Source organism: Steroidobacter gossypii (genome assembly GCF_016801985.1).
In the GTDB taxonomy this organism is placed as follows: domain Bacteria; phylum Pseudomonadota; class Gammaproteobacteria; order Steroidobacterales; family Steroidobacteraceae; genus Steroidobacter; species Steroidobacter gossypii.
Genome location: NZ_JAEVLS010000005.1, coordinates 313,995 through 336,912 on the forward strand (window position 1 = coordinate 313,995; position 22,918 = coordinate 336,912).

The window sequence follows — 22,918 nt, forward strand, 5'->3', positions numbered from 1 at the left end:
TAGAACAAGATGGATCACAGATCGCTTGCCTACGCGAGCTACTGGCGCAATAGCCTTGCCGACGCCGAGCTGGGCCGGGGAGCGCTGAAACGGCGGGACGTCACCGGGTTGACGCGGATCCCGCGTCAGCAACTATTCAAAGGGGTAACGCCTGCAGACCTCGTCCGAGCGTGGTTTGCGGAGGAGCCGGAGCACGTCAAGACAGTCGAAGTGATGATCCGGCCGCAAGTGCATGTGGCTCGCACCGAGCACGGTCAGCGACCGAACAACGGCGTTCCGGAATATCTCACCCCACTGGTCACACCCGGTCTGCTCGCGCGTGATGGGCGACTGTATCCGGCCGCCGGCACGACCATCCCGCGAGATCTGCTGGAGCCGCTGGAGCATGGCTCGTTTGCCATTGGCAACGTCGACGATCTGGATACATTTCTTACCACCGATGCCGTTCCCGGCATCGAGTGGAACGCCGACGCCAATGAAGCGCTCGATGCGCAAGGCTTCGAAGAGCGTTGGTTGAACTACCGCAAGGCTTGTCAACGGTTGCTGGAAGCTGTCTGCGCGGGCAGGCTCGTCGACAACCTGCTCCTCGAACTTGTCGACCATGCATTCCTGGTCAAGAAAGATTCGGTGCAAGGAGCCGCTCGGCGCATCCTGGCGCTTTACGATCACATGCGCAACCACCGGCGCAGCACGCCATTGTTCGATCGGTATGCCTCCGAAGCGATCGATCCCATCGAGCCATGTTTGCCTGCGCACGCGCTGTTTTCGACACGGCTCGGCCATGCCAGCGACGCGTTCGCGCTGGCAGCACTCCAACGCGACGCGTTGAACCATCTCCTGGCGGCGCGCGAAAGCGAGATTCTGGCGATCAATGGCCCACCGGGCACAGGAAAAACCACCCTGCTGCTGTCCGTTGTGGCCACGCTTTGGGCGCAAGCGGCGCTTGAAAAAGGCGAACCGCCATTCATCGTGGCCGCCTCCACCAACAACCAGGCGGTCACCAATATCATCGACGCGTTCGGCAGAGATTTCGCGTCGGGCTCCGGCCCACTGGCCGGACGCTGGCCGTCGCGGATCACGAGCTTCGGCGCCTACTTCCCGTCGCGCCGGCGCGAACAGAGGGCGGCCAGGCGCTATCAGACGCGAGACTTCTTCCTCGACTTCGAATCCGAGAGCAACCTCCAGCAAGCAGAGCGAGAGTACCTGCACGCTGCGGCAACTGCCTTCCCTGAGCTTCAGCTGCCAGACCTCGCTGTACTCGCCGAAAAGGAGTGGGCGTCGTTCTGCGAACAGCACCGACATACGGCCGCATCGCCGTCGCGGAACACGTTCGACGAGCGCTTTAGAGAAACAATGATCCGTCCGCTGATCCAACGAGTCGTGGACCGGCTTCACGCTCAGCTCAGCGCCGAGATCGAGAAACTCCGCACGATAGAGTCGGCTTGGAAGGATGTGGTACAGGCACGTGAATCGGTGCTTGCTGAATTGGGCGAGGATCCCGCCGCTGCCAGGGCGGCGCGACTGCACGAATCGGAGCGGCTCGAGGCTCTGATGCGCGATTTCGATGTGCTTCGCGGACGATGGGAAGAATACTGCGCGCGCGAATCGATCTTCTATGCGCTGTTCGCGTGGCTACCGCCGGTGGCCAGGAAACGATTGCGCGTGGCACGCCTGTTTCTCAAGGACGCGTGGCCGGCGGGTTTCGCGCAGCAACCATGGACCCGGTTCGAGCAGATCGAACCGGCGATCGAGGAGATTGGCGCTGGATTGCGTGCAGATCTCGTTCGACAGCAGCAAATGGTTTGGAGGGCGGAGTCGTTGCTCGACGAGCTACGTCAATGCGAGCAGCGATGGGACCGCGCCGTCGAGCCGCTCCTGACCGCCCCACTCACTGCGCCTCTCGATCTGGCGCAAGCGGATGCGCTTGCCGATCAGCGGATTCGGTTTCAGATCTTTTTGCTCGCCACGCACTACTGGGAAGGTCGATGGCTGCTCGAGATGGGATCGCTGCTGAATCAGCTCGAGGAGGAAAGGAAAAAGACCGGAGCGAGCGCTCGAACCAGGCGCTGGCGTCGCTGGATGAAACTCACGCCGTGCATCGTCTCGACCTTCCACATGCTGCCCAGTTTGCTGGAGGTCTCGCGCTACGAAGGGAACAACACATACGTCGATGACTACATGTACAACTTCGCGGACCTGCTGATCGTCGACGAGGCAGGTCAGGTGTTGCCCGAGGTCGCGGGCGCTTCTTTCGCGCTGGCGAAACGAGCCCTGGTGATCGGCGACACCTTGCAGATCGAGCCCATGTGGTCGCAGCCACGCCAGGTGGATATCGGCAATCTGTTGCGCGAGAAATTGCTCCCGGACAATGCTTCTTACGAGCCATTCCAGCGACTGTGCGAAATCGGCAAGACGGCATCCGCCGGCAGCGTCATGCGTATCGCTCAGTGCGCCACACGGTATCACCAGGTGCCGGAGCTGCCTCGCGGCCTGTTCCTGTTCGAACACCGGCGCTGCTTCAACGAGATCATTCGTTATTGCAACGAGCTTTGTTATCGAGGGAAGTTGGTTCCAGTGCGCGGCACCAAGGCCGACGCGCTGCAGGAAGACGGCGCCTGCTGCGACCGATTGCCTGCGATGAGTTATCTGCACATCGACGGCATCTGCCAGTCTCGCGGCGGAGGCAGTCGATTCAACCAGCTCGAGGCCGAAGTGATCGCCACCTGGCTGGCGCAACACAAAGTCGAGCTGGAAGCGATATACCGAAAACCACTCGGCGATATCGTCGGCGTGGTCACACCGTTCATCTCGCAAGTGCAGGCGATCGCGCGCGCATGCCGCAAGCTGGGACTTCAGGTCGGCTCCGACGAAGGCGAGCTGACCGTCGGCACTGTGCATTCACTGCAGGGCGCAGAACGACTCGTGATGATCTTCTCACCCGTCTACACCAAACACTCGGACGGCCAGTTCATCGACAAGAGCGCGAGCATGCTGAACGTTGCCGTATCGCGCGCCAAGAATACTTTCCTCGTGTTTGGCGACATGGATGTGTTCGAGCTGGTGTCGAGCTCGAGCCCACGCGGCAAGCTTGCGGCATCGTTATTCCGCGACGATGCGCAGGAACTGCAGTTCCACCGGCCAGTGCGCCGCGACCTGCAATCGGCACAGGCCAGCATCGCTCAACTGAGAGACGCCCGGGAGCACGATGATTTCCTGCGTGATGTGCTCACCGTCGCCGCACGCGAAGTCCACATCGTCAGCCCCTGGATCAGACTCGACTGCATCCGCCAAACCGGCGCTCTCACCGCCATGTCGGATGCAGTACGGCGCGGAGTCGATGTTCGCATCTATACGGACGTGGGATCCAACACCTGGGACCGCGACCGGTCCGTTGAGCAAAGAAAGGTTCGCGACCTGCAAGACACCGTGGCCGCGCTCGGCGCAGAAAAGATTCGCGCCGTTCTGGTTCGCAAGGTGCATAGCAAAGTCGTGATCGGCGACGAGAACATCTACTGCGTGGGATCGTTCAACTGGTTCAGCGCCCGGCGCGACACGAACGGCGCACGCCACGAGACCTCACTCGTCTACCGGGGCCCGCACTTGAAAGAAGAGATCACCGTGATGAAGCTAAGCCTGCAAAATCGAGCCGCGAAATTTGGGCGATAGACGACAGCGTCGCGCGATTTCAATTTGACATAAATTCAATGTTTTGGTTCGCCGATTTCATACAACCGAGCTGGTTATAACCAAGTCGTTCATATACTGTGCTGGAAGAACCATCGGGGAGGAAAGCACAGATGGAAACTGCGACTGGAATAAGACGCGCGCTGGTGTTGCTAACGGCCTTGTTGCTTGGGGCCTGCGGCGGGGGCGGGGGCGGCGGCGACTCGTCCGGTACTACACCACCTCCCCAGGGAGCCACTTTCAGAGCGACCGGCGGCGTCGCGGAAAAAGGTCCGCTGATCCGGGGCAGCACCGTCACCGCGCAAGAGCTGGACGCCGCTCTGTCCCCTACCGGCCGGCAGTTTTCATATCAAGTGACGACCGATCTGGGCACGTTCGAGCCCACCTCGACCTTCAACAGCCAATACATCGGCGTCAACGCCACCGGCTATTATTTCGATGAGGTGCTGGGCGCGGTGTCCTCCGGCACCGTGACGCTCAACAGTTACAACGATCTCTCGACCAACGGCCAATTGAACGTCAACATCCTGACGACGCTGGCCTACCAGCGCATCCGGCATCTGGTCGTGAACTCCAATCTATCGTTCGCCGCGGCCCGAACCCAGGCGGAGAACGAAGTGCTCGCGGCGTTGAACATTCCGGCTGGCAACTACGGCATGTTCAGCACATTCGATCTTGCCGGAGACAGCGACGGCGATCACCTGCTCGCCGCGATTTCGAGCCTGTTCGTGGATGGCAACCAGGCTGGGGCGCTCAGCGCCCTGATGAGCGCTTTTCAGAGCGATATCGCCACTGACGGACAACTGTCCGACGTGACGACCCGGATGGCCCTGGCGCAAGCGGCGCAACGTCTCAACGCGAGCACCGTTGCGGCCAATCTCACTCAGCAATATGCATCGCTCGGCGTCAGTCTCACCGCCGCCGATATCTCCAACTGGCTCGATCAAGACGGCGACGGTCTCGTCGGCAAAGCCGAGTTCGAGGTACACACTGCGGATCCCTCATCAGTCTTCACCCTCCCCTCCGAGATCGTCGCCCCATTGGTTGGGAAGACGATAACCGCGGACGGCGGCCAACTGTCGGTGAACGGCTCGCCAGTGAGCTCCGCCACCGTGCAGGCGAACGACGCCGTCGCCTTGTCGCCTGCCACTTCGGGCCCGTTCCCGAGCGGAGTGCTTCGTGTTTATCTGCTTGCAGACAACCAGCGAGTGGCGCGCGTCTCGTTCATCTCCGGGGTGATCTCCCTGTCCATCGACCCGTCGGCGCCCGGGGCCGCCGTTAGCCTGAAGCGTCAACTGACTGCGACGGGTCATCTCAGCGACGGCGGCACCGTGAACCTGAGCAACAGCGTCCAATGGACATCCAGCCCCTCCAGCATCGCTACCATAACGCCGACTGGCCTGGTGGAGACGCACGCGCCCGGCTCGGCGACGATCACTGCAACGCTGGGAAGGCTTTTCACCACCGCAACCTTCACAGTGACTTCGGCAGTCGTGGAATCGCTGGTGCTTACGCCCGATCCATTGCGCACCGGCGTGGGTTTGACGGTGCGGCCCAAGGTCACCGGGCACTTTTCCGACGGAACCACCGACGATGTCACAAGCCTGGTCACGTGGAACTCGAGCGCACCGGGTGTCGCGACGGTGGATCTCACGGGACTCGTGACAGGCGTGTCGCTCGGCACTACGAATATCTCGGCAACCATCGGCTCGGTGACCGGCAGCACGGCTTTGTCGGTCATCACCGGCCTGTGGACTCCCACCCAAAGCATGGCGACCCTTCGGGGTCAGGTCACGGCAACTATGATGCCGAACGGTAAAGTGCTCGTGACCGGCAGCCAGAACGGTGCCGGCAGCGGGAGCACAGCCACCGAGATCTTCGATCCCGTGACGCAAACCTGGTCGCCGGGAGCATCGCTCGCAAGTGGCCGATTTGGCGCTGCTGCGGTTCTGCTGGGTGACGGCCGCGTGCTCGTTGCGGGTGGCGGCGATTCCGTCAATTCCGTGTCGAACAGTGCCGAAGTCTACGATCCGGTGACGGATACCTGGTCTAGCGCCGGCACTTTCTCCGACGCGCGCAAGTTCCCGACGATGAATCTCTTGTCGAATGGCAAGGTACTGATCGTCGGCGGTCAATCGAATTCGGGAGTGCTGGCCAGTGCCGCGCTCTACGACCCCGCAACCAACACCTGGTCCGCAGCAGACAGTTTGGCGACCGCTCGCGCGTGGCATACTGCAACTGTCTTGCAAGATGGCCGCGTGCTGATCGTTGGCGGAGCGTCTGGCACATCGCAGTCCGACTCGCCGATCGCCACAGCGGAGCTCTACGATCCTGCAACCGACAGCTGGTCGGCTGCGGCGAGCATCCCCCAAGCGCGAGGCTCACATACGGCGACTCGGTTGCTCGATGGCCGAGTGCTGGTGGCTGGCGGACGTGACATCACAGATCCCTGGGCACTAACCAGCCTCAATGTAGAAATCTACGATCCGGTGAGCGACACCTGGACCGCCACCGGAGGCACCCTCGCCCTCACCGAGCACACAGCAACGTTGCGGTCGGATGGCAGGGTGTTGCTGACGGGCGGACGGTGGACGCCAAACAACGTTTATTCTTTCCAATCTTTGGTGTACGACCCCGGCACCAACGGCATTTCCGCGCACGGCAATTTGGCCAACGGGAATCGCCTGTACGCACACACCGCTGTGCTACTTCCGAATGATGTGGTGCTGCTGATCGGAGGGCACTACGTCAACCTGCAGCCTCAGCCTTGGGCGCAGTGGTATTGGTGACCTCTCGTTGAGGGCACTTCGGCCAGTTCGATCGATTCGAACTGGCCGGAACCCCACGAAGCGGCACGAAAGCCTCGGCGCCGCGAACTGTTCTCCATAGACGTTAGCGATCGGCCGCCATTGGACAATCGATTGGCTACGCCGGCGGTCGCCCCCTAGTCTGCCCTCCCATCGAACGGCGGCGCCTTTTGCGCCGCGCGTTCTCCAAACCACTTCGGGTAAGGGGCGACTGATGAAATCACGTTTACTTTCCATATCGATGTTTGTGGCGGCGGCCGCAATCGCCAGCGGTCCTGCGGCCGCAACCACCACTTCCACTCGGTCACCGGACGCGCAGGCGCAGGCCTCTGCTTTGCTAAGCGGGGTGCGAACGTCGTCAAGCGCGGGTACGCAGATGCGATCGAACTCATCGCCAACTGCAGGCGACGCGCACCAGCATGCGGCTGCCCTGCTCAGCGGTGCGCTGACGACAGGTGCAAGCAGCGCCAATCCATCCTCATCCTCGAAATCGGCGCATGAGGATGCGCACGCCCATGCCGCTCGCCTGCTCATGCATGGAGCAACGAGAGCGGGCAGATGAGCTATCGAATGTGACCTCTACTGGTCGGATAAGAACAGAGCCGGCCTGATCCGTGCGGACGGATGCAGGCCGCGCAGAAAATTTTGTGATCTTCCAGTCCGGGTAGTTGCAAATTTTGCATGATGTGCGCGAGACTGTATCTGTCGATGCCGGGCGCCAACGATTAAGACAAGCGCGGCAGATATCACAAGACATAAGCAGATTGTCCCGTAACACTGGGAGGTGTTCGCATGGCTCGCGTTTTTCGGGTTCTGGCTTTCCTGGCGTCCGCATTGCTGTTGTCAGCGTGCCAAACCTTTCAGACCACTGCTTATAACAAGGCCGAAAGCAACGTTAAGTCGGTCAGTCTCGCGCCCATGGGCATCCCCGAGAAGCCTGCCGTGCGCATCCTTGCCTCCGTCGGCGCGAATTTCGGCTTGATCGGCGCGGCCATCGAAGAGAGCCGCGCGGCCGCCGCCAGCAAGGAGCTGCAGGAGATCTTCGCCCAGTCCAACTACGACTATCGCAAGGACCTGCAGGATTCGCTGGCCCTGTCGTTCTCGGAAATCTCGCTGCCCATCAACGCCGCCTCCGGCGAGCGGCCCGAGAAGGAGCAGCTGAAGTTCCTGACCAGCTGCCCGGCGGCGACGCCGGATGCCGATGCTTGCCTTGACGTGTTCTTGACGTACTTCGGGTACATGTCGGCCGGGGCGACCACCGATTACGTCCCGACGATCCATATGACGGCGAAACTGGTGCGCCTCAGCGACCGTGCGACGCTGTTCCAGGATCAGGTGCATTACAACGCCCTGGCGGGCTCCAAGGCGATCGTCGTACAGCCGGCAGAAGAGTATCGATTCAAGGATCGAGACGCGATGAAGGCTGACCCGCAGCGGGTGACCGCGGGAATCCAGCAGGCAGTGCGGGCGGTGACCAACGAACTGGCCAAGCAGTTCCAGTAACGTTTCGGGGGGCATCACCGTGGCTGCATTGGAACGCTCCCTGGTTCGCACTGTCGCTCTGGCGGTAGCTGCATGTCTGGCGAGTCATGCCTCGCATGCTGGCAAGAAGGAAGAGCCGCGCGTATGCGCGGCCAGCACCGCCGAACTGAAGGTCGTCTCGCTCGAAGAACACGTCAAGAAAAAGAAAGGCAAGTTCGTCCTCGGCAAAAAGAGCGAATGCCTGGTCACCAGCGACGGCATCAATCTGCCGGCCGTTCTGGTCGAGCTGCCGCCGTTCGTCGAGCCTTACGTGGTGAACATTCAGAGCCTGCTCGGCGGAACTGTATTGGCGCCGCGCGTAGACGCGCTCGATGCCGCGAAGGCGCATCGTCGCAGCCTTGGGCTTGCCGACGTCAAGAGCCGCGGCGACTCGTTGTCCATCGATGTTTTCATGAACCAGGAGAATGCCGAAGAGCGTTATCTGGTGCTGTATCCCGATCCCGAGGCGCTCGGGCGCGGCGAGTCGCGCAGCTCGATGGGCATGCAGACAACGTATATCGCCACCGGTTACTGGATGTCGGGAACCGAGTCCAAGCAGCTGGTGAACTATGTGGATGCCGGCACCCTGATCGTGACCCTGAAAGGATCACAGTGGGATAAGAAAAAGAAGTAGCGCGCTCCTCACGTCCGGCTGCGTTTGGAATGTCGTTTGCCGCGCAGCTGATCGAAATCGGCGAGCGCGTCGCTTGCGGTCACCTCCTGTAGCAGCGCCTGCGCCTCGCTCGACGTGTCGAAGAAACCGACTCTGATGCTGGTTGAGGAGACATAGCGCAAGTACGTCACCTGCCCGGCGACGGTTTCCACCTTCTGCCGCACATGCGGCGCATTGCCGATATCGATACCCACGACATTGGCGCCGGGTCGGACGTTCACCAGCACCCAAGGCTGCTTCTTCACAAGCTTGCCTGCCACCGTACCGTTCACGACCACCTTGAACCCGCCGAACGCGGGCATCTTGCCCGCGTTATAAACGCAAACGCTCGCGCTCTCGGCCGAGGCTACGGGCGGCGTACAGGGCGCATCGCTCGCCCGTGCCGAAGATGCGAGCAAAAGACCGAGGATGCTGACCCCAGCGGCGATGAGTTTCGACATCTTGTCCCTGCCTTGCCGTGCTGCCGGCGGCTTGTCGTTCTCTATGCGCTTACTCTAAATGTATCGAGCGAGAAAGTCCCCCTGCCTTCGGGCTCCGAACTCGAGCCCGATGACTCTGGTTTGCACTACTTCAAATGACGCCGAAGGCCAGCATGGCTTGGGCGACACGCCGGAAGCCGACGATGTTCGCACCGATCAAATAGTTGCCAGGGCTGCCGAACTCTTGCGCCGTTTCGAAGCAATCGAGATGGATGTTCTTCATGATCTCGTGCAGGCGACTCTCGGTGTACTCGAACGTCCACGCATCGCGGCTCGCATTCTGCTGCATTTCCAGCGCCGAGGTCGCGACACCACCCGCATTGGCAGCCTTGCCCGGACCGTAGGCCACGCCCGCACCGATGAACGTGCGCACGCCGCCCGGCGTGGTCGGCATGTTCGCGCCTTCGCCGACGGCGATACAGCCGTTACGGACCAGCGTTTTCGCTGACGCTTCGTCCAGTTCGTTCTGAGTCGCGCAAGGCAGCGCCACCTGGCAGGGGATGTCCCAGATCACTCCGCCCGGAATGTAGTCGGCATCGCGGTGCGCGGTGTATTCGCTGAGCCTGCGCCGCTCGACCTCTTTCAATTGCTTCAACAGGTTCAGGTCGATGCCGCGCGGGTCGTGAACGACGCCGTTGGAGTCCGAGCAGGCGATGACCTTTGCTCCGAGCTGTTGAAGTTTCTCGATCGCGTAGATCGCCACGTTGCCGGAGCCGGAGACGGTGCAGCGCTTGCCTTCGATGCCATCGCCGCGCGCTTTGAGCATCTCTTCAACGAAATAGACCGTGCCATAGCCGGTGGCTTCACGGCGCACCAGCGCACCGCCCCACTCCGGGCTCTTGCCGGTCAGCACGCCCGATTCATAGCGATTGGTGATGCGCTTGTATTGACCGAACAGATAGCCGATCTCGCGTGCGCCGACTCCGATGTCGCCCGCCGGTACATCGGTGTATTCGCCGAGATGCGGCGACAGCGCCGTCATGAAGCTCTGGCAGAAACGCATGATCTCGTTGTCCGAGCGTCCTTTCGGATCGAAATCCGAACCGCCCTTGGCGCCGCCGATCGGCAGCCCGGTGAGCGCGTTCTTGAAGATCTGCTCGAAGCCCAGGAATTTGATGATTCCGAGATACACCGAAGGATGAAAACGCAGGCCGCCTTTGTACGGACCGAGCGCGCTGTTGAATTGCACGCGAAAGCCACGCGCGATCTGCACGACGCCACGATCGTCCTGCCAGGGCACCCTGAAAATCAGCTGGCGCTCCGGCTCGCAAATGCGTTCGATGATCTTCTGCTCGGCGTACTCCGGGTGCTTGGCGAGCACCGGGCCCAGACAATCCAAAACCTCGCGCACGGCCTGGTGGAACTCTGCCTCGCCAGGATTGCGCCGTACCACTTGCTGATAGATGTGCTCGATCTGCTCGCTCGGGGTCACCATTCACTCCACGTTCGCTCGCGACGTTGCGAGAGCCGCCCTCTCGCCGTTGAAAGGGGCGGCGAACATATCAAACCCGGCGCGGAAATAGAAATAGGACCCGGATGCTGCCAGCCTGCGGACTACAGGCCGACGGTGACCATGAAGGCAGTGGCGCGGGATTGGCCGAACCTGTAGTCCCCCTGTTTGTAGCTGATGCCTAGCGCCACGGCTTCAGAGATGCGCCGAGACACGCTTGCTTCCCAGTAGTAGTCGTATCCTCTGACCACCTCGCTTGCTTCCGGTCCGGGATTGAGGAACAGACCTTCTTCGCTTTCCAGCCGCCAACGTGTGCGACCGACCATGGGCACGAAGCGCCAGCCGTTCCCCAACTCGAACTGATAACCGACCGCGACGAATTGCTGATCGAAGCTATACGAGTCGAAGGCGCCGAACAGATCGAACTCGGCGCCGCCGTCGGCGCCGATCGCGGCGACGATTCCTACGGGTGTGAGATAGCCGATGCCGCAGCCGATGCCCGCCAGGTCGGCATCGGTGCGACTGCCATTCACGCCGGTGTACGGTCGCTTGATATCCAAGTCGCCGGAAAAACCTCGCGGCGTAATCTGCCATTCATCTTCGCCCGCCCTGGCAGTTTCCAGACCGAACGCGGACAACAAAGTCACAGCGATAAGCGTGGTGCGCATTGGACTCCTTTCAGTATGCGTCTGACCTGCTGCAAACGTTAGGTGCCCTCACTGTGGTCGGGCAACCGCACGCCGCGAAGTGTCAGATCCCACTACTCGAAGGCTCGGATTGTGCAACCGGAAGTCAGTCAGCGTCGCGGTCCGGCGCGAGACTCTCGGCCAAGTTCCAGCCCTAGCGATCAAAGTGGACATTCGAAGTCTGGTTTTCTATTTCAGCGACTTTATTTTTATTTTCGCGTGCGTCGTATTGCACCCTCACACTGCCGCCGATACTGTATTTCCATCCAGTGACCAGCGAGCGAGCGGATGGTGCTCGCCGCCCTCTGGAAGAGGCGAATGTTTATTTCCAACGCACGCGGCGGCCTTCCCCGTCCACGGCGATTTGCAAAGGAGTAGTCATGTCATTGTTCAACCCGACCAAGTGGGTCGACGGATCTGCAACCGGCACCGGCGATGGATCGCAGACGAACCCGTGGACCATGGCGCAAGCCCTGGCCAGCGCCAATCCAGGCGATGTCATCCAGCTCAATGCTGGCACCATTGTGGGCGCCGCTACCGGCAATCGTATGGATGCAAGTTTCCAGATCAATCGCCCTGGCACGCCGTGCGCGCCCATCCTCTGGGTCGCCGAAAACTATGCAGCGGTGAACAGCACGAATCGCACGACATTCACGCATCCCGGCACCGTGCCAGGCAATCCGGTCATCGGCTTGTATGCCCCGTACAACTATCTTTACGGCATTCATGTCTACGAGCCGGACGCCGTGCCCGGTGAAGACAGCGGCGCGATCATCATCAGCCAGCCGCATGTGAAGCTGTGCTACTGCCATCTGGATCGCGGCCAGGCGCAATGGTCCGAGTACACCAATCCGACGCGCCCGAACGCCGCGGTCCCGACCAACATGGCGGGCGTGTTCATCGAACCCGGCCAGGCAGATGACCTGTTCGACGTCCAGATCGCGGACAATCTGTTCACGAACTACACCGCTCCGAGCGACGTAGGTTACGGCTGCAAAGCCATCAACCTGTTCTCCAATCCAACGCGCTTTTGCCACAACATCACTTTCGAGAACAACACGTTCGACAACGTCAACGTCGCCGTGTACATCAAGGGTTCGAACCCGCTGCGGCCGGTGAAAGGTGGATTGATCTTCCGTCGCAACCTGAGCCGCGTGAGCGCGATCGGCCAGAGCCCGGATCTGTTTCATTACAACCTTTCGGATACCGCGGAGACGTACGGGCCCAACGTGTTCGTGCAGAACCTCGCCTACGGCGGTCACTCGTTCGTTCGCACCACTCACACCGGAATTGGTCCGGTGAAAGGCGTCTATCTCGTCAACAACACGGCGCTGAATATCGTCTCCGAAACCAACGAAGATGGTTTTCTTTACGCCTATGCCTCGGGCAATCTGGACGTCGCGACCTGGCGCATTCACAACAACATCCTGCACACAGGACCGAAGTTCTATGTGTTCCCGTACTCCGGCGGCGATCGTTCCGTGCAGTCTCGCGATCACAACACTGCGTATCAACTCGACGTGTCGTACTCCGACGTGGGCGACGCGACGCCCACCATCGGGCGGGAAACCTTGAGCGAGCTGCAGGAGCGCACCGGCCGGGACCTGAGCTCGGCCATTCGCGATCCGCTGCTCGTGTCCACGACCTGGGGCAGTCCGGATTTCGGCAAGCTGCAGATCACCTCCAACGAGCGCAACGCCGGCATCGACGTGCTGGATTTGCAGAACGGTGGCACGGAGGCTTCCATCAACCGGGGTTGTTTCATCACCGCCGACATGTCGGATCAGATTGGCGTTCGAGCGTTGCCCACCGGCGTGCAAACGAGCCAGGCCGCGGGACTCTTCGAAACGATCTCTGTCCCACACGTCGCTGTTGGAGCGAATCGGCACGTGCTGATCGGCGTGAAGAATGATGGCACCGTGCCGGCGTCCATCACCTACGGCTCTCAGACGCCGACGCTGCTGCGAAGTGAAGGCTCGCTACATTTGTACAGCCTGTTGAACCCGCCCACCGGCCAACAGACGGTCTCGGTGACGAGCGCGACCGGCATCGTCAACCAGGCGCTGCTGGTGGTTTCCCGCCCTGGGGTCGTCGGCGTCGGCACCGCTGTCAGCGGCAACAGTAACGAGCAAACCACGGTCAGCGTGAATGTTCCGTCCGCAATCGGCGAGTTGGTCGTCGACTTCGCCATGATGATCAACACCGAAATCCAACCGGCCACGGGACAAACCGTGCGCATTCTCATGAGCGACTACGACGTCATGGGTTTTGTGGCGGTCGGCATTTCAGAGCGGCCGGGCGCTTCTTCGGTGACGATGCAATGGCAAGCCGCCGAAACATTCGGCGACAACGCGATCATTGCCGTGCCGCTGATCCTTGCACCGTAATGGGATGACGACGGTGTGAGTCTTTGACGTTACGGCGGCGCGGAGTCGGACAGGGACGTCTGCTCCGCACCGCCGTGGCTTCGTACAGCTTGGCCACGGCGCTGTCTCTTGAAGCTCTCGACCGTATAACGCGCGCGCCGCAATCGACAGCGGTGAATGTTCCTGTCCATCAAACACCGCGCGGGCTGTACAATCGATGAAGCGTCGAGGAGGTGTCCAGCACTGTCCTGTCGAACGCTTCGGTGGCCGTAACAGTCGGCCGCCGGCGCACGCGACGCGCAGTCCGATGCCGCCGCCCGTGCGCCCGACAAATTCGATTGACTTCTCATCCAGCACAAAGGAGACCCGGCTTGGCGCAAGAACTGACGGCGGCCGACAAAAAGGCCATCAAGGACGCGCTCGTTCGCGAGCTCGAAAAGAAGATCGACACAATCGCGTCGCAGGTTGCTCAAGTAGGACCGACGCTAACCACATCGAATCGGCGCGTCTATGAAGAATCCATGAACAAGAGCATTCAAGATTTGCGAGATCAGCTGCATCACGTTCAGGCGGAAGAGTTCCGCCCGCTCGGCCCGCAAGAACCCATCTCCGAGGGCGCCCTGGTCAAAGCACGCTTTGAACCTGCAGGACTCCCGTCCACCGAAACCTGGATCCTGATCGTCACTGGCGTCCCGCAGACCCGGCTCACTTACAAGGGACATGAAATACATATCGGCGCGGGAAACTTCGGATACGGCGGATCTTTGCTCGGCCTCCGAGCCGGCGAATCGAGCCATGTCTTCGGCGATGGCCGAAGCATCCCGGATTACCGCGCTGAAGTCCTCAACGTTCTCTGACAGGTACCAGTGGCAGAAGCGAATGCTGTTGGCACGCGCGAACAAATTGGTGAACGGTTTCGCCACTGGAACGGGCGACGGTTCGCAGATCAGGCCCCTGGACGATGGCTCAAGCGGTCGCGAACGCCAATCCGTAATGAGTTAAGAAAGCCGGTGGCCCGGAGTCGGACACGGATGTCTGCTCCGCGTCGCCGGGCGAGTCCGATCCGAAATGTGGCGCCGATTGACGTGAGATACACGGACCCAGCAGGGGACCCTCCGGACGGCTGATCGTGTTGATCGTCACGACCCAGGGTTGCAGCTCCGTCCCCGTACCGGGGTGTACGAGGGACGGTTGCCCATTCGTCCAATCTGTCGCCCTGCAGATACTTTCCCGCCTGCGGATCGTAGTCCCTGAGGGGTACTTGTAGTGCAGCCCCGTTTCCGCATCGTAGTACTGCCCCGGATATCTCAGGTCGTAGGAGAACGCAACGGCGTCGCTGGCGGGCTCTTGTGATTTCAGCAACGGCTCACACACGCAAATTTGTGACACTCTCGTGAACGGACGTTTGCTCCGTCGACCTGCGAGTACGCAAGCAGTACGATTCTCATGCGCGAGTTCTACTTTCCATGCGATCGCGTCGATCGCAGTGGTGTACGATTACGCCGCCTGCTTGCCTTTAAACGGCGCCCTTACGCCGCCCATCGATGCCGCCCCTACGGCGCGACCACTGCATGTCCGCTTCCGCCGCCCGCCTCACACCCGAGCCTACCCGCATCCTGCTCATCGAAGACGATGTGCAGCTCGCGTCGCTGATCGTCGACTACCTTCGGGAGCATGAATTCCAGGCGCATGTCGAGCATCGCGGTGACACCGGGCTCGAACGCATTTTGCGTGACGCACCGGATCTGGTCGTGCTGGACGTGCTGCTGCCCGGTTTGAACGGCATGGAGGTGTGCCGTCATGTGCGAGGCCGGTATGCCGGGCCGATTCTCATGCTCACGGCCCGTGACGATGAGGTGGACGAGATCATCAGTCTCGAGTTGGGCGCCGACGACTACGTCACAAAGCCCGTCGAGCCACGCCTGCTGCTCGCGCGCATTCGCGCGCTGCTCCGGCGCGCCGGTCACAGTTCCGTCACACTCGGCACGGAGCCGAGATGCTTGTCGTTCGGCGCGTTCAGCATCGACCAGGCGGCGCGCCGCGTGACGCTGAGCGGCGAGTCCATCGATCTCACTACAGGCGAGTTCGACCTGCTTTGGCTGCTCGCCAGCGCCGCCGGCGCCGTGCTCAGTCGCGACGTGATTCTCGCGAGCCTGCGTGGCATCGACTACGATGGGCTCGACCGCTCGATCGATATCGGCATCTCACGGCTGCGCGCCAAGCTGCGCGACACGACGACGCCGCCGACGCGGATCAAGACCGTGCGCGGCAAAGGCTACCTGTTCGTGCCGGACGCCTGGTAGCCGTTTCGTTACAAACCGTTACAGACAGATACGCAGAGCTCACTGAGCCGGGCCCGATCCTGACCTACGCTGATCACATTCGCCGCACGTGCGGCTATTGATCGAGGATGAAGATGCGTCAGGTCGGCCTAGCAAGACCCGTGATTGCGAGTGTATGGGCATTCGGAACAGCAACCTCTGCAACGTACGCCGGGCCACAAGAGGAGATGCTCGAGGAAGTCATGGTGACTTCAAAGCGCATCACTCGCACCAGCGAGCCCACCGAACAAACGATGAAGCTTCTCAAAGTGCCCGGCGGGTTCGGCGACCCGCTGCAGGCCATCTACAGCCTGCCGGGCGTGGTCGCCACGGACGAGGCAGGCGGCGCTCCCGCGGTTCGTGGCTCGGGCCCACAAGACAATGCGTTCATCGTCGACTTCCTGCCGGCGAGCTACATATTCCACGATTTCGGCCACAGCATCTTCAACGAGAACCTGATCCGGGATTTCGGGCTGAAGGCCGCGGGATTCGGCTCGCGCTACGGTCGTGCCACGGGCGCTGTGTTCGACGTCAGCTTGCGCGACCCGCGCATTCAGCCGCTCAGGACGACGATCGATGCCAGCATCCTTCGAGCCGGCGCGATGATCGAGGGGGGCGTAGGCAAGAATCAGTCGTTCTACGTTGCCGCGCGCAGCAGCGTGATCGACAAGCTGCTCGATGCCTCGGACTACGAGCCCGACGAGGAGGACGACCTGTCTTTCGACCAGTTTCCGAAGGATCACGATTATCAGATGAAGTATCTGTGGCGCCTGGGCTCCCGGCATCGCCTCGAAGCGTCCGCGATCGGCGCGCGCGACGAGGCGGCAGCGACGTTCGGCGCCCGCTCGGACGATGCGTTGCTCGACCCGGGAACCGTCGGCCGCGCGTCGATCGATCGCGAATTTAGCAGCCAGGCGGTGCGCTGGATTTTCGACGGCGGCGCGCATCGCCTGCAGACGGCGCTGGGCCATCTCGGCGAGTCTCGGCTGAACAAGCAAGGCAACGGCGCCGAGTTTCTCGACATCGACACCGACGAGTGGACGTTCCGGTCGCAGTACGACTATCGCTTGTCCAGCGCGCACACGCTGAGTGCGGGCGTGGAGTACCGCCGCTCCACCCATGACTACGGACTGCGGCTGCGCTATCGCAGCTGCACCAGCTTCTCTCCGGAGTGCGAGACCGACAAGGGTGAGATGACCGAGCTCGACGATGAGCAGGAGATTGAAACCGCGGACGCGTATGTCGAAGACATTTGGACCCTCGCACCCGGAGTCACGCTCACGAGCGGCGTCCACTTCGCGCGCAACGAGTACCTCGACGAGTCGCACGCGGAGCCACGCATCGCCGCTCGCTGGCAACTCAGTCCGGCGCTGGAGCTGCACGCCTCCTGGGGCAGATATCACCAGCTGCCGGAAATCGAGCAGATCGTGCCGGTCTTCGGCAATCCCACGCTGGCATCGCCCGAGGCCATGCACTATGTGTTCGGCGGCACGATCCGGCCCGACGAGCTGTGGTCGATCACCGCCGATGTCTACTACAAGGATCTGCGCAACGTCGTGGTGGACGTTCCGGAGCCCACGATGTATGTGAATGCGGCGACGGGCAAGGCGTATGGCGCCGAGCTGCTGGTGAATCGCGATGCGGGCGAGCGCTGGTACGGCTGGCTGTCGGTCAGCGCATCCAAGACCGAGCGGCGCAACGAGCTCACGGGAGAATCGATTCCGTTCGATTACGACGTGCCCGTCGTCGCGAACCTGGTGCTGAACTATCGCATCAGCTCGCGCTGGGAAGCAGGCCTGCGCTGGAACCTGCGCAGTGGCATGCCGTACTCGCCGATCATCGGCAACAAGCCGAATCCCGACTACCCCGGCTATTACCTGCCGGTCTACGGAGAGCTCAACAGCGAACGAGCCAAGCCCTATCACCGCCTCGACCTGCGCATCGAGCACACATTTGACTACGGCCGCGTCGAAGGCAGCTACTATCTGGACATCATCAACGCCTATGCTCGCAAGAACGGCGGTGCCGTGAGATACGAAGCGACCGAGGGTTCATCCAACTACCGCCTGGAAGAGGAAGAAGGTTTGCCGTTCTTTCCCTCGTTCGGCGTGAAGATCACGTTTTGATGCGCCGATTGCTGCTGTCGCTGTATGTCGTGATCGTCGCCGTACCCGTCGCGTCGGCGCTGAGCTTCGCCTGGTTGTGGGATCACGGCCTGCGGACCGAGCTGGTCCGCAGCGCCGAGCAGACGGCGCTCGGCGCGCAGTTCATGCTCGAGCTCGAGCTGCGTGGCGTGCCCGTCACCGAATGGCCGGAGCGTATCGAGGAGGTGCGCAGACATTTCGGCTACGAAGTCACGCTGTTGAGGCTGGCTGAGATTGCGGGGTCTGATCGCAACCTGCAACGTCTGCGCCAAGGCCTGCCCGCGCTGGATGAAGGAGCCGAGATCAAGTACATGCTGTTGCCGCTGCGTGGCTCGGATTACGTCGTTCGCGTCTACATCGTCCAGCAGGAGGATGAAGACGCCGCGCGCAGCATTCAGGGCTTCTACTACTTGCTCGAGCGGCAGCTTGCGGACGCGTCGCCGCAGCAGCGCATCGATTGGCTGCAAGCCGTCGAACAGCAGTTCGAGTACCCGATCCGCAGCGTGCCGCTGAGCGACATTCCGGAAGAGACCGATCGCAACCGGGTGCGCGCGGGCGAAATCATTGCGGTTGACTTCGATCTTCCGGAAGAGCGCTTCTACAAGTTGCTGCCTGGAGAGGATCGGGCGCTGCAGATCGGCCCGTTTCCACGCTACTTTCTAGAGCGGAACCTCGAATACGGGATGTTGCTCGCCTTTGCCCTCGCCGTGGGTTTCGCCCTGTACCTCTGGGTGCGGCCGCTGTGGCGAGACATGCTGGCATTGGAGCGAGGCGCGCAGGCCATCGGACAAGGCAAGCTCGATACGCGAGTGGAGGTCGCTACGCGCTCGGCGATCCGTGGTGTGGCCGAGACGTTCAACGGCATGGCGCAGCGCGTGCAGGAGCTGCTCAGGGCCCAGAAGGAGATGACCGATGCGGTCTCGCACGAACTGCGGACGCCGATTTCACGCATGCGCTTCGGCGTGGAAATGCTCGAACGCACGACGGTCCCCGGCGACCGCGAGCGTTATCTGCAAGCGATGCACAATTCGCTCGATGAACTCGAAGCGCTCGTTGATGAGTCGCTCACTTATTCCCGTTTGACCGGCGCGGCACGGCGGCTGTCGCCGCAGACGATCGATCTCGCCCGCTGGCTGGCGGAGATCATCGACGATGCCCATCCGTTCGCCGGCGAGGTTCGCTTGAGCAGCGAAGTGCATCCCGGAGACGCAAGGGCTCATATGGATGCGAAACTCGTCGCGCGCGCGCTCAAGAACATCGTGCGCAATGCCTTGCGTCATGCGCGCACCACGGTCAAGGTCGTGATCCGCCAGGACGCCCTGCACACGACATTCACGGTGGAGGACGACGGACCGGGCATCCCCGCCGAGCAGCGCGCGGCCATCTTCGAGCCGTTCTATCGCATCGACAACAGCCGCCAGCGCGGATCCGGCGGTCACGGGCTGGGGCTCGCGATCGTGCAACGGATCTGCGAATGGACGAACGCGGAAATCAGTGTCGCGGATTCTTTTCTGGGCGGCGCGCTGTTCAGGTTGCGCTGGATCACAAGGGACATCGCACCGGTGTCTGACGGGGTGCAGTAGCACCGGGCTCGGCCCGATCCCGCTTCGATTTCGAAAGCCCTGACTCGCAGAATGATGTGCAGCCCTTCTATCGGTCACGCATCGGTTCAGACGGGACACGTCAAGGCGCTTCTGGAGGGGGGCGCCCTGACGTTTTTGCATCGCCGGCCAAGGAAACCACCTCAGTCGACTTCCAGTCGAGCACCCAGTCGTCACCACCTAGTCGTACATCAACATGACCGATTACGTGTACGACGTGCTGCTACGTCGCTCCAGAATGAAGATGCACCCTCGATGAGTCTTCACGAACTGGAAGCGTGACAAGCACCGCAACTTCGATACTACGTACCTTCACAGCGTGCTCCACAGCATGGGCATCCACACACCCTGCACCACATCCGCCATGGGTTCGCCACGAAGCTGTTGAAGAACGGAATGACGCTGAAGGCTCTCAAGGAATTGCTCAGCCACAACGACATCAAGACGATGATGCGCTACGGCCATCTTGAAGCGTCGGACGTGTCACCGGAAGCGGTACGAATCTTCAACGAGCAGAACGCTGCTCGCCGGAAGGTGAAGAAGGCGGCCTAGTTACATAGCAGCGGAGCACATCGCGACCGGCCCAACAGATACAGCGTGCTACCCTAGTGGGGGATGATCGGCGTTTCCCATTGATGAACACAAGCGACTTAGATGCAGCCCCTCGCGGCCTCGTATCCGCATTGCTCGCTGGGGCAGCCATCGGCGTACTAGGTGGCTTGATTGGCCTCGGCGGCGCAGAGTTCCGCCTGCCTGTTCTAATCGGGTTGTTCGGCTTCGTCGCGCTGGAGGCCGTAATCATCAATAAGGCGACTAGCTTGGTTGTCGTGGTCGCCGCGCTAATTTTCCGCATCCGAGCTGTTCCTATTGACGCGGTCCTGAACCACATCTCAGCGGTGGCAACCTTGCTGACAGGAAGTCTTATTGGTGCATGGTTCGGAGCCGACTTAGCAACACGCCTACACAGTAGAACACTGTACAACGTCATCGCCGCCATGCTGGTCGGGATCGCCTTCGTCCTACTGGTCGCTCACGATCATCCATCGAACGCCGCCAGCTTTGCGCCTACAACTCAAATAATGCTTGGAGTGATTGCAGGGTTTGTTATTGGCGTAGTCGCATCTTTTCTCGGGGTCGCCGGCGGCGAGCTAATCATCCCAACTCTCGTTCTGCTATTTGGTCTTGACCTCAAAGTCGCAGGCAGTCTTTCGTTAGCTGTCAGCTTACCGACGATGCTGGTTGGATTTTCACGTTACAGCAAAGATCAGAGCTTCAAGGCACTCGCAAAGTATCCACGGTTCGTTCTTGCGATGGCCGTAGGCTCCATATTCGGTGCATTCGTGGGCGGCCTGCTGCTTGGTATCGTTCCAAGCAATGTCCTTTTGCCTTTGCTCTCCGCCATTCTGCTCATTTCGGCTTTCAAAGTCTGGCGCCATAAATGAGCGAACACGACCAACGCTTTCCGCGGGATACTATCCCGCAGCCGAAACCCAGGGTAGGAAATCAGTCGGGTTGCACACCGAAACCACCGTGGTTTTATCGCACAAATCCGCAGCTCAAATGATCACTACGCTCCTTCCGGAATTTCAAAGGAAACCCCGCACCCTCCAATGCCGCAATAGCCTTGAGGATTTTTGGCGAGGTATTGCTGGTGAGAGTCGGCGCGAGCCTTGGAACCTCTGCGGAAATACGATGGAGAACGCCGCTTCTTAGGATCAGCCGGTAGGATTTCAGTCGGGGCGCCGCAGGGTCAATCGGTCGGGACTCGATCGCCGTGCCTCAGATCACTCGTTCGCTCAGGCGCACAAATTGCCGTTGTCGTAGCTGAAGCGATAAACCCTGTCGTTCCAATCTATTGCTTCGACGTATTCCGGATGCAAAGAGAATCTACCGGTGAAGATATCTTCACCTGAGACGGACCACATCAGGTTGCCATCACTGGAGAATCGACTGATCTCCAGCTCCCCATGTGAAATGAGCGCGCGATGCCGCTCGTCGAAATGGACGCCGAAACACGTAGCCGAATCTGTCTGCAGCATCCACTTGAAGGAGAAAGGCTTGGGGTCAATGCAAACCACGCAATCGCCGACCGCCAAGTACAGCAAGCCTTCGACATAGACAAGAGAACGTTCGTGTACGCCGGAAGCGCCGCCGCCTCGACCGAAGACCGCAATCGGAGATCCATCGAGAATGAGACCGTGAATAGATGACGGCCTCGACTCGTCCGCGAGATTCCTGGCGAAGCTGTAGGAGCGAGCGTTATCTGTGGAGCCGAAGCGATACGTGGGCTCGTTCAAGACTTCAACCAGGCCAGCGCTCGTTTCAATTCGCATGCGGGTAACACCATCTGTTTCGGGAATCGTCAATCGACAGCCCATGCGTTGGTCTTTGAGCGCCCCTGCGGTTGATTCGGCGTGATTGCTTCGCCGGATACTACCCGCGAGCCGAAAAGCCAGTAGGAATTCGGTCGGTTCAGCCACGGTTTTTGCAGACTGATGCCGCACAAACCTGCAGAAATCCGCAGCACGCGCTTCCGCGCGTATTATCCGAAGGAAACCCCGCAGCCTCCAATCCCGCAGTATCCCTGTGGATTCTTCGCCAGATACTGCTGGTGATAGTCCTCCGCGTAATAAAACTCCGGCGCATCCAAAATCTCCGTCGTGATCTCGCCATAGCCGGCCTTCGTCAAGCGCTCCTGATAAGCAGCCAGGCTCTTCTCAGCGGCAGCGCGCTGCTCGGCGTCGTGGACATAGATGCCGGAGCGGTACTGAGTGCCGACGTCGTTGCCCTGACGCATGCCCTGGGTCGGGTCGTGGTTTTCCCAGAAGGTTTTCAGCAAGGTCTCGTAGCTGACCTGGGTGGGGTCGTACACGACGCGGACGACCTCGTTGTGGCCGGTGTAGCCGGAGCACACTTCTTCATAGGTGGGGTTGGGAGTGGTGCCGGCGGCGTAGCCGACGGAGGTGCTGTAGACGCCGGGCAGTTGCCAGAACTTGCGCTCGGCGCCCCAGAAGCAACCCAGGCCGAATAGCGCCAGCCGGGTGCCGGCCGGGAACGGCGGGACGATGCGGTTGCCGTTCACGAAGTGCTTTTCGGGGACGGTCAGGGGAGTGGCGCGGCCCGGGAGGATGTCGGCGGGGTCGGGCATCACGGCCTTTTTACGGAAGGAATACATAAGCACCTCGG

At 61.0% G+C, this 22,918-nt stretch carries 16 protein-coding genes; 11 read left to right on the plus strand and 5 right to left on the minus strand.

The window, feature by feature from the left end; translation table 11 throughout:
* Positions 1–9 precede the first annotated feature (9 nt).
* The 4 genes from JM946_RS21800 (at position 10) to JM946_RS21815 (ending at position 8,646) form a co-directional block, all read left to right on the plus strand.
* Positions 10–3,666 carry an AAA domain-containing protein gene (locus tag JM946_RS21800; RefSeq protein WP_203169490.1) on the plus strand — a complete coding sequence of 1,219 codons (3,657 nt, stop codon included), beginning with the start codon at positions 10–12 and terminating at the stop codon, positions 3,664–3,666.
* Between the two features lie 131 nt (positions 3,667–3,797).
* Positions 3,798–6,473, plus strand: coding sequence for a kelch repeat-containing protein (locus JM946_RS21805; RefSeq protein WP_203169491.1), 2,676 nt, complete (start codon positions 3,798–3,800; stop codon positions 6,471–6,473).
* A 936-nt stretch (positions 6,474–7,409) separates the two neighbouring features.
* Entirely contained in the window at positions 7,410–7,994 is a 585-nt protein-coding gene (locus tag JM946_RS21810) for a hypothetical protein (protein WP_203169492.1), read from the plus strand.
* 19 nt (positions 7,995–8,013) lie between these two features.
* Positions 8,014–8,646, plus strand: a complete 633-nt coding sequence (locus tag JM946_RS21815; protein ID WP_203169493.1) for a hypothetical protein — start codon at positions 8,014–8,016, stop codon at positions 8,644–8,646.
* Between the two features lie 8 nt (positions 8,647–8,654).
* Here the strand turns inward: JM946_RS21815 and JM946_RS21820 are convergent, their stop codons facing one another.
* The 3 genes from JM946_RS21820 to JM946_RS21830 form a co-directional block, all read right to left on the minus strand.
* Complete coding sequence (locus JM946_RS21820; RefSeq protein ID WP_203169494.1) at positions 8,655–9,125, minus strand: hypothetical protein; 471 nt, start codon at positions 9,123–9,125, stop codon at positions 8,655–8,657.
* Positions 9,126–9,255: 130 nt separating this feature from the next.
* Entirely contained in the window at positions 9,256–10,599 is a 1,344-nt protein-coding gene (gene gdhA / locus JM946_RS21825; protein ID WP_203169495.1) for an NADP-specific glutamate dehydrogenase, read from the minus strand.
* Positions 10,600–10,718: 119 nt separating this feature from the next.
* Positions 10,719–11,282, minus strand: a complete 564-nt coding sequence (locus tag JM946_RS21830; protein ID WP_203169496.1) for a hypothetical protein — start codon at positions 11,280–11,282, stop codon at positions 10,719–10,721.
* A 398-nt stretch (positions 11,283–11,680) separates the two neighbouring features.
* Between JM946_RS21830 and JM946_RS21835 the strand changes: the two genes are divergently transcribed.
* The 7 genes from JM946_RS21835 to JM946_RS21865 all read left to right on the plus strand — a co-directional run bounded on the left by JM946_RS21835 (position 11,681) and on the right by JM946_RS21865 (position 21,174).
* On the plus strand, positions 11,681–13,687 hold the full coding sequence (locus JM946_RS21835) for a hypothetical protein (RefSeq protein WP_203169497.1): 2,007 nt from the start codon (positions 11,681–11,683) through the stop codon (positions 13,685–13,687).
* 350 nt (positions 13,688–14,037) lie between these two features.
* Positions 14,038–14,523: a hypothetical protein gene (locus JM946_RS21840; RefSeq protein WP_203169498.1), complete on the plus strand. Its 486-nt coding sequence runs from the start codon at positions 14,038–14,040 to the stop codon at positions 14,521–14,523.
* A 714-nt stretch (positions 14,524–15,237) separates the two neighbouring features.
* Positions 15,238–15,969, plus strand: a complete 732-nt coding sequence (locus JM946_RS21845; RefSeq protein ID WP_203169499.1) for a response regulator — start codon at positions 15,238–15,240, stop codon at positions 15,967–15,969.
* Between the two features lie 221 nt (positions 15,970–16,190).
* Positions 16,191–18,113: a TonB-dependent receptor plug domain-containing protein gene (locus tag JM946_RS21850; protein ID WP_203169500.1), complete on the plus strand. Its 1,923-nt coding sequence runs from the start codon at positions 16,191–16,193 to the stop codon at positions 18,111–18,113.
* Positions 18,113–19,714, plus strand: coding sequence for an ATP-binding protein (locus tag JM946_RS21855; RefSeq protein WP_203169501.1), 1,602 nt, complete (start codon positions 18,113–18,115; stop codon positions 19,712–19,714). Before JM946_RS21850 ends, JM946_RS21855 begins: the two co-directional genes overlap by 1 nt.
* Before the next feature lie 366 nt (positions 19,715–20,080).
* Complete coding sequence (locus JM946_RS21860) at positions 20,081–20,284, plus strand: tyrosine-type recombinase/integrase (RefSeq protein ID WP_203169860.1); 204 nt, start codon at positions 20,081–20,083, stop codon at positions 20,282–20,284.
* Positions 20,285–20,367: 83 nt separating this feature from the next.
* Positions 20,368–21,174: a sulfite exporter TauE/SafE family protein gene (locus JM946_RS21865; protein WP_230979935.1), complete on the plus strand. Its 807-nt coding sequence runs from the start codon at positions 20,368–20,370 to the stop codon at positions 21,172–21,174.
* A 354-nt stretch (positions 21,175–21,528) separates the two neighbouring features.
* On the opposite strand, the gene JM946_RS21870 is transcribed toward JM946_RS21865, so the two are convergent.
* Together JM946_RS21870 and msrA are read right to left on the minus strand one after the other, a co-directional pair.
* Entirely contained in the window at positions 21,529–22,212 is a 684-nt protein-coding gene (locus JM946_RS21870) for a hypothetical protein (RefSeq protein WP_203169503.1), read from the minus strand.
* A gap of 62 nt (positions 22,213–22,274) precedes the next feature.
* A complete protein-coding gene (msrA, locus tag JM946_RS21875) occupies positions 22,275–22,907 on the minus strand; it encodes a peptide-methionine (S)-S-oxide reductase MsrA (RefSeq protein ID WP_203169504.1) in 633 nt (210 codons plus the stop codon).
* Positions 22,908–22,918 lie beyond the last annotated feature (11 nt).

Excerpts from the sequence above, each read along its gene's own strand:
- JM946_RS21800 (WP_203169490.1), top strand. The coding sequence starts at position 10 with ATGGATCACAGATCGCTTGCCTACGCGAGCTACTGGCGCAATAGCCTT.
- JM946_RS21805 (WP_203169491.1), top strand. The coding sequence starts at position 3,798 with ATGGAAACTGCGACTGGAATAAGACGCGCGCTGGTGTTGCTAACGGCC.
- JM946_RS21810 (WP_203169492.1), top strand. The coding sequence starts at position 7,410 with ATGGGCATCCCCGAGAAGCCTGCCGTGCGCATCCTTGCCTCCGTCGGC.
- JM946_RS21820 (WP_203169494.1), bottom strand. The coding sequence starts at position 9,125 with ATGTCGAAACTCATCGCCGCTGGGGTCAGCATCCTCGGTCTTTTGCTC.
- gdhA (WP_203169495.1), bottom strand. The coding sequence starts at position 10,599 with ATGGTGACCCCGAGCGAGCAGATCGAGCACATCTATCAGCAAGTGGTA.
- JM946_RS21830 (WP_203169496.1), bottom strand. The coding sequence starts at position 11,282 with ATGCGCACCACGCTTATCGCTGTGACTTTGTTGTCCGCGTTCGGTCTG.
- JM946_RS21835 (WP_203169497.1), top strand. The coding sequence starts at position 11,681 with ATGTCATTGTTCAACCCGACCAAGTGGGTCGACGGATCTGCAACCGGC.
- JM946_RS21845 (WP_203169499.1), top strand. The coding sequence starts at position 15,238 with ATGTCCGCTTCCGCCGCCCGCCTCACACCCGAGCCTACCCGCATCCTG.
- JM946_RS21850 (WP_203169500.1), top strand. The coding sequence starts at position 16,191 with ATGGTGACTTCAAAGCGCATCACTCGCACCAGCGAGCCCACCGAACAA.
- JM946_RS21855 (WP_203169501.1), top strand. The coding sequence starts at position 18,113 with ATGCGCCGATTGCTGCTGTCGCTGTATGTCGTGATCGTCGCCGTACCC.
- JM946_RS21865 (WP_230979935.1), top strand. The coding sequence starts at position 20,368 with ATGAACACAAGCGACTTAGATGCAGCCCCTCGCGGCCTCGTATCCGCA.
- msrA (WP_203169504.1), bottom strand. The coding sequence starts at position 22,907 with ATGTATTCCTTCCGTAAAAAGGCCGTGATGCCCGACCCCGCCGACATC.